This window comes from Pelagimonas phthalicica, from assembly GCF_004364805.1.
Classification (GTDB): domain Bacteria; phylum Pseudomonadota; class Alphaproteobacteria; order Rhodobacterales; family Rhodobacteraceae; genus Pelagimonas; species Pelagimonas phthalicica.
On the sequence record NZ_SOAP01000002.1, the window covers coordinates 1625199 to 1632309 of the forward strand.

Genomic DNA, 7111 nt, shown 5'->3' on the forward strand with positions numbered 1-7111 from the left:
GTGACCAATTGTTCTTTTTATCCGTTCGTTTTGTGGCCAATTGCCCTGACAATTACCCTGACGAGGTCAAAATCGAGGGTTCACGCCGACCATGGCAATCTGGTTTCGAACAAACCCGGCAATTCAGCCCGACATCTTCGGGGATAGGCAGGTTGTCCTGATCCAGGGGCATGGGGCGCACCAACATATGCGCCTCAAAGATCGGGTCACTGTTGACGGCAATGCCACCAATCGGTGTGGCCAGGGCCTCGGCCCAGACGCCGACCCCCGCCCTACCCTGCTGGACCAAGGGCAAGGACAGCATGACCATGGGCCGGTTCAGCGCCCGATAGAGCGGCCAGAGCGGACAGGCCGCGCCAAAGCGCGGCATGGGAAAATCGGGCAAGGGTTTGCGATAGCTCAGCACCCCAGAGGCATCGCAGATCGCCAGCCCCACCGGGTCGGGCAGGATATCGGTTGGCATGGCCGCAAGACGGCGCATGATGCGGGTCGGCTCGGCCCCGCTGCTGCGCGCCAGCACCGCCACATCGCTGCCAAACCGTTCGGTCAGCGGGGCGAAATGCTCGATCGGCAGGGCCATGGCATCCACCGCATATCGATGCAGCCAGGCCTGCAAAAGCCCGCGCGCCGCCGCCGACAGCCCCTTGCCCAATCGCTCCAAGGCCTGCTGTTCCGGTGCACCGCGTTCCAGTTCGGGCACGTGATGGCCCGCCGCCTCAAGCACCGCATCCAGTTCCTCCTGCGGGGCCCCGGTTTCGGTGGCGGTTTCATCATCCGCCTCAAGATAGGTCACCAAACCCCGCGAGGTTTCGGCCAATCGCGCGCTGTCCTCATAGATATTGCGGTGAAAACGCGCCTGCCAATCAGGATCAATCTCGCCGGGTTCCGCCAGAATCGAGGCCGCCGAGCGGATCGCCGTTACGGTCGACAGCATTTCATGCAGAGATGTGGCCAGATGCGGGTCATGGGTCATGCGATCTGTCAAAGTTTCGACATTTCGCTCCAACGCGGTGATGCGCTGGCGGCAATCGGACAAAAGCTGTGCCCAGCCCGGAAAACGCCCGGCAAATTCATCGACCCGATCCAGTTCCGCATTGGCCTGGGGGATGTCCGATGCGGTCTCGCGCAGGCTGGCGATCAGGGCCGCCCCGGCCCCTTCGGTCAGCAGCGCCGGTTCGACGCTCAGCACCTCGGCAATGTCCAAAAGCAGCTTGCCGCCGATTCTGCGGCGATTATGCTCGATCAAGTTCAGGTAAGAGGCCGAAATTCCGGCCTCGCGCGCAAGGTCAGCCTGCTTGATCCCCTGTGCCACCCGCCTTTCACGGATGCGGCTTCCTGTTAAGGTGTCTCTGGCCAACACGTTTCCCCTGTCTTTTCAGCGGCTTTCTGCGCCGCAATATAAAAAACTTTACAGAATACCTTAGTCTACTTTTCACCGCTTGACAAAAAAACCGTTGCGACAAAACCGCTTGTTGCGCAATTTTCTTTTCGTGCCTCATACTGAATTTGCACAAAAGTGCGCGTGCAATTCGGGAAGAGGAGCCTGAATGCACATTTTCACAAATGGGAGGATTTTCATGTCCAAGACCAACCTGACACGTCGTGGCGTGCTCAAGTCGGGTGCCGTGGCCGGTGCCGGTGTCGCTCTGCCGACAATCTTCACCGCCTCTTCGGCGGCTGCTTACACCAACGAACCCACTGGCGGCTCTGTCACCCTGGGCTTCAACGTTCCACAAACCGGCCCCTATGCTGACGAGGGTGCAGACGAACTGCGCGCCTATGAGCTTGCTGTCGAGCACCTGAACGGTGGCGGCGACGGCGGTATGCTGAACACGTTCAGCTCCAAAGCTCTGCAGGGCAACGGCATTCTGGGCAAAAAGGTCGAATTCGTAACCGGCGACACGCAGACCAAGTCTGACGCCGCGCGCGCCTCGGCCAAGTCGATGATCGAAAAAGACGGCGCGGTGATGATCACCGGTGGGTCGTCTTCTGGTGTGGCTGTGGCCGTGCAGGCGCTGTGCCAAGAGGCCGGCGTAATCTTCATGGCGGGCCTGACCCACTCGAATGACACAACCGGTAAAGACAAGCGCTCCAACGGTTTCCGTCACTTCTTTAACTCGTACATGTCCGGTGCGGCCCTGGCGCCGATCCTGGCCAACAATTACGGCAAAGACCGTAAGGCCTATCACCTGACCGCCGACTACAACTGGGGTTACACCACAGAAGAAGCGGTCCGCACATCCACCGAGGCCATGGGCTGGGAAACTGTTGCAGCTGTGAAAACACCGCTGACACAGACCGACTTCAGCTCCTACATCGCTCCGGTTCTGCAATCTGGTGCGGACGTTCTGGTACTGAACCACTACGGCGGCAACATGGTGAACTCGCTGACCAACGCGGTTCAGTTCGGTCTGCGTGAAAAGCAGATCAACGGCCATAACTTTGAAATCATCGTTCCGCTCTTCTCGCGCCTGATGGCACGTGGTGCGGGTGAGAACATCAAAGGCATCTTTGGCTCCGCAAACTGGCACTGGTCGCTGCAGGATGAAGGTTCCAAAGCCTTTGTTAAGTCCTTCGGCACCAAATACGGCTTCCCACCCTCTCAGGCGGCACATACCTGCTACGTTCAGACTCTGCTTTATGCAGATGCCTGTGAGCGTGCCGGCACATTCAACCCATGTGGCGTTGTCGAGGCTCTGGAAGACTTTGAATTCGACGGTCTGGGCAACGGCAAGACGCTGTATCGCGGCTCTGACCACCAGTGCTTCAAAGACGTGCTGGTCGTGAAGGGTAAAGAGAACCCGACATCCGAGTTCGACCTTCTCGAAATCGTCGAAGTCACACCACGTGGCCAGGTCGAGTATGATGCCTCGATCTTTGGCGGCGAGCTGGGCAGCTGCAACGCGGGCGCCTAAGCAATACGGAGGGCGCGCGGCCACCGCGCGCCCTTTCTCTCCGCTCTACCCTCTTTCAGCCCCTTGAGGGCTTTCTCTTTGCACACTCCGACACAAGGGTGGGACAATGGATGCAATAATCCTGCAAATCCTGAACGGGCTCGATAAGGGCTCTGCTTATGCGCTGATCGCGCTTGGTCTGACATTGATCTTCGGCACATTGGGCGTTGTGAACTTTGCCCACGGGGCTTTGTTCATGATCGGTGCCTTTTGCGCTGTTACGTTGAACAAGCTGCTGACGCTCAGCCATGTCGTTATCGACGAAACCAAAACCGATTTTCTTGGCAACCCGCTGAAAGTGCAGGTTCCTTATGTGAATGATATATTTGGCGAAGCCGCCGGGGCCGCGATCATTGATTGGTCTGTGCCGCTGGCCATTTTCTTTGCCATCCCGGTCATGATCGCCATTGGCGTGATCATGGAGCGCGGGCTGATCAAACACTTCTACAAGCGTCCTCATGCTGACCAAATCTTGGTTACTTTTGGCTTAGCGATCGTTTTGCAGGAAATCATCAAGTACTTCTATGGCGCGAACCCGATCCCGACCCCGGCACCTGATGCCTTCAAGGGCTCGTTCGATTTCGGCGCGGCCATCGGCTTTGACGCGAATACGATCATCTACCCCTACTGGCGTCTGGTCTATTTCGGTTTTGCCAGCTTGATCATCGGTGCGGTCTTTGCCTTTTTGCAGTTCACCACCTTTGGGATGGTTGTGCGCGCGGGCATGGCAGATCGCGAGACCGTGGGCCTGCTGGGCATCAATATCGACAAACGCTTTACCATCATGTTCGGTCTGGCCGCCGCCGTCGCGGGCCTAGCGGGTGTGATGTATACGCCGATCAACTCGCCAAACTACCATATGGGTATGGATTTCCTTGTTCTGTCCTTTGTTGTGGTTGTTGTGGGCGGCATGGGCTCTCTGCCCGGCGCTGTTCTGGCGGGTTTCCTGCTTGGCATCCTCGAAAGCTTTGCCTCGATGCGCGAAGTCATCGACATCATCCCCGGCATCAACCAGGTCATCATCTATCTGGTCGCCGTAATCATTCTGTTGACACGTCCCCGTGGCCTTATGGGTCGCAAAGGCGTGATGGAGGACTGATCTATGTTCGGTCTTGAAAAGAAAGACGCCAACCTGCTGTTGTTCGTCGCAGCATTGGCGATATTCGCCCCCTTCATCCTGAACCCTTTCCCCGAAGGGTCGGCCATGGCGCAGTTCAACGCGGGCTATCCTGACCTGATGCAGCGCTTTGCCATCTTTGGCATCTTTGCCATTGGTTTCAACATCCTGTTCGGTCTGACCGGCTATCTGTCCTTTGGTCACGCAGCCTTTCTGGGTGTGGGATCTTATGCGGCGGTGTGGATGTTCAAACTGCTCAGCATGAACGTCATCCCGGCGATCATCCTGGCGGTGATCATCTCGGGCTTGTTTGCACTGGTCATCGGCTATGTGTCCTTGCGTCGCTCAGGCATCTACTTCTCGATCCTGACACTCGCCTTTGCGCAGATGTGCTTTGCCCTGGCCTATTCGGTTCTGACCCCGATCACCGGTGGTGAGACCGGTCTGCAACTGGCGCTGGACGATCCGCGGATCCTGGGTGTGAGCCAGACTCCCGAAGGCAACATTCCGGTGCCGGGCCTGTTTGGTCTGGAAATGCGCGAAAGCTTTGAAATGGCGGTGGGCCCTTGGGTTTTCACCTTCAACATTGGCTACTATTTCTGCGCCATCATCATGCTGTTGTCCTTCTATCTGGCGATCCGCATCTTCCGCTCGCCATTCGGCATGATGCTGCGGGCGATCAAATCGAACCAGCAGCGTCTGAACTATACCGGTCTGAACCCACGCCCCTATACATTGGCCGCCTTTGTGATCTCGGGCATGTATGCCGGTCTGGCCGGTGGTCTCATGGCCTCCATGGACCCGCTGGCCGGTGCGGAGCGTATGCAATGGACCGCCTCGGGTGAGGTTGTTCTGATGACCATCCTGGGTGGTGTCGGCACGCTGATTGGTCCGGTTCTGGGTGCTGGCCTGTTGAAATACATGGAAAACATCCTGTCCAAGATCAACAAAGGTGTTCTGGAAGGCTGGTTCAGCTTTATGCCCGATGGCATGTCTGACACCTTTGTCTTCCTGACCAACCTCTTTGTTGGCAAGCAGTGGCACATCACCACCGGTGTGATCTTTATGCTGGTCATCATCTTCCTGCCAGGCGGTCTGGTCGAGCTGGGCAAGCGCATCTCGGGCATGTTCCGCAAAAAGGATGACGACAACACCAAATCGGCCAAAGCCGAGCCTGCGGAATAAGGAGAAGACGGATGGGAATTCTTGAAGTCAAAGACGTTGGCAAACGCTTTGGAGGCTTGCAGGCGCTGGGGGATGTCAATCTTAGCGTCAAAGAGCAGACCTGCCACGCCATCATCGGGCCAAACGGGGCCGGTAAATCCACCCTGTTGAACTGCCTGGTTGGCAAACTGATCCCCGATACCGGATCGGTGATGTTTGATGGCAGTTCCGTGCTGGGCCGCTCGCCGCATGAGATCAACCAGATGGGTATTTCCCGTGTGTTCCAGACCCCTGAGATCTTTGGCGATCTCACGGTGATGGAAAACATGATGATCCCGCTTTTTGCCAAGCGTGACGGGGCCTATCGTCTGCATGCGATTGAATCGGTGGACTCGGAAAAGAGCCTGATCGAGCAAGCGCATCAGATGCTGGAAGAGGTCAACATGATCGACAAGCGCGACATGCATGCCGCCTCGATGTCTCGGGGTGACAAGCGGCGTTTGGAAATGGCCATGTGCCTGGTGCAAAACCCGAAACTGCTGCTGCTGGACGAACCCACAGCGGGCATGGCGCGGGCCGATACCAACAACACGATCGACCTTTTGAAAGAGATCAAAGAAAAGCGCGACATCACCATCGCCATCATTGAACACGACATGCATGTGGTGTTCTCGCTCGCGGATCGCATCACCGTGTTGGCCCAAGGCACACCTCTGGTTGAGGACACGCCAGAAAACATCAAAGGCCACCCGAAAGTGCAAGAAGCCTATCTGGGCGAAACGCAACAGGTCTGATCCAAAGGGGGTGGGGTCAAACCCCACCCTGCATCTGCAATTTTCCGTAGGGTGGGGTTCCACCCCACCACTCGACAAAGGACATCACATGAACGTACGTCCGGATTTTTCCAAGAACGCCAACCATGCCGAAACGGCCCCTGCGTTCCTTTCAGTCTGGGACATGCACTCTTACTACGGTGAGAGCTATATCGTCCAAGGCATCAACTTTAACGTCCACGAGGGCGAGATCCTCGCGCTTTTGGGCCGTAACGGGGCGGGCAAAACCACCACGCTGCGCTCTATCGCCCGCATGGACAACCCTCAGGTCAATCATGGTGAGATCTGGCTGGACCACCAGCCGCTGCACTTGATGTCAAGCCACGAGGCCGCGCAGGCGGGATTGGGTCTCGTGCCCGAAGATCGCTGCATCATCCCCGGCCTGACCGTTGAGGAAAACCTCAAACTGGCTCAGATCGCCCCCCCCATCGGCTGGTCGATTGAACGCCTTTATGACCTCTTCCCGCGTCTGGGTGAGCGCCGCAACCAAGAGGGTGTGACCCTGTCCGGTGGCGAACAGCAAATGCTGTCCATCGCTCGCGCCCTGGCGCGTGACATCAAGGTGCTGCTGCTGGACGAACCCTACGAAGGTCTTGCTCCGGTCATCGTGGATGAGATCGAAAAGACCCTGCGCCACGTCAAGGAACAGGGTATGACGACCATTCTTGTGGAACAGAACGCCGTGCGCGCGCTGCAACTGGCCGATCGTGCGGTCATTCTGGACACCGGCTCCATCGTTTTTGACGGATCCGCTGCCGAAGTTCTCGAAAACGCTGAGCTGCGCGCAGAATACCTGGCCATCTGATCTAAAAAATCCGGGCTCCCGACTATGCTAGACCAAAGTGGACTTGCATTCGGGAGCCTTTCCGTTTTTCCCTAAGGGCAATTGTTTCGGGAGGAAATTCTATGTCCAAAACCTATCCACCATCATCCGACATGGTGGCGAATGCCCATGTTGACGCGTCGCGTTATGATGAGATGTATGCGCAGTCGGTGAGCGATCCTGAGGGGTTCTGGGGGGCTCAGGCGGAGCGGCTGGATTG

7 protein-coding genes are annotated in these 7111 nt (G+C 57.3%); 6 read left to right on the forward strand and 1 reads right to left on the reverse strand.

Annotated features, from left to right (window positions below; all coding sequences use genetic code 11):
- Positions 1 to 52: 52 nt before the first annotated feature.
- Positions 53 to 1357, reverse strand: coding sequence for a helix-turn-helix domain-containing protein (locus CLV87_RS18010; protein ID WP_099247949.1), 1305 nt, complete (start codon positions 1355 to 1357; stop codon positions 53 to 55).
- A 220-nt stretch (positions 1358 to 1577) separates the two neighbouring features.
- Here CLV87_RS18010 and CLV87_RS18015 point away from each other — a divergent pair, with 220 nt between their 5' ends.
- The 6 genes from CLV87_RS18015 to CLV87_RS18040 form a co-directional block, all read left to right on the forward strand.
- Positions 1578 to 2915, forward strand: a complete 1338-nt coding sequence (locus tag CLV87_RS18015; protein WP_099247632.1) for a substrate-binding protein — start codon at positions 1578 to 1580, stop codon at positions 2913 to 2915.
- 106 nt (positions 2916 to 3021) lie between these two features.
- Complete coding sequence (locus CLV87_RS18020; RefSeq protein WP_099247634.1) at positions 3022 to 4053, forward strand: branched-chain amino acid ABC transporter permease; 1032 nt, start codon at positions 3022 to 3024, stop codon at positions 4051 to 4053.
- 3 nt (positions 4054 to 4056) lie between these two features.
- Positions 4057 to 5256: a branched-chain amino acid ABC transporter permease gene (locus tag CLV87_RS18025; protein ID WP_099247636.1), complete on the forward strand. Its 1200-nt coding sequence runs from the start codon at positions 4057 to 4059 to the stop codon at positions 5254 to 5256.
- Between the two features lie 11 nt (positions 5257 to 5267).
- The gene (locus tag CLV87_RS18030) at positions 5268 to 6029 is read left to right on the forward strand and encodes an ABC transporter ATP-binding protein (RefSeq protein ID WP_099247638.1); all 762 of its coding nucleotides are present in this window, start codon (positions 5268 to 5270) and stop codon (positions 6027 to 6029) included.
- Between the two features lie 88 nt (positions 6030 to 6117).
- Positions 6118 to 6873, forward strand: coding sequence for an ABC transporter ATP-binding protein (locus tag CLV87_RS18035; protein WP_099247640.1), 756 nt, complete (start codon positions 6118 to 6120; stop codon positions 6871 to 6873).
- Between the two features lie 101 nt (positions 6874 to 6974).
- Positions 6975 to 7111: acetyl-coenzyme A synthetase N-terminal domain-containing protein (locus CLV87_RS18040; protein ID WP_133840840.1), on the forward strand; the 137-nt coding region annotated here is incomplete at its 3' end.

Excerpts from the sequence above, each read along its gene's own strand:
- CLV87_RS18015 (WP_099247632.1), top strand. The coding sequence starts at position 1,578 with ATGTCCAAGACCAACCTGACACGTCGTGGCGTGCTCAAGTCGGGTGCC.
- CLV87_RS18035 (WP_099247640.1), top strand. The coding sequence starts at position 6,118 with ATGAACGTACGTCCGGATTTTTCCAAGAACGCCAACCATGCCGAAACG.
- CLV87_RS18020 (WP_099247634.1), top strand. The coding sequence starts at position 3,022 with ATGGATGCAATAATCCTGCAAATCCTGAACGGGCTCGATAAGGGCTCT.
- CLV87_RS18025 (WP_099247636.1), top strand. The coding sequence starts at position 4,057 with ATGTTCGGTCTTGAAAAGAAAGACGCCAACCTGCTGTTGTTCGTCGCA.
- CLV87_RS18030 (WP_099247638.1), top strand. The coding sequence starts at position 5,268 with ATGGGAATTCTTGAAGTCAAAGACGTTGGCAAACGCTTTGGAGGCTTG.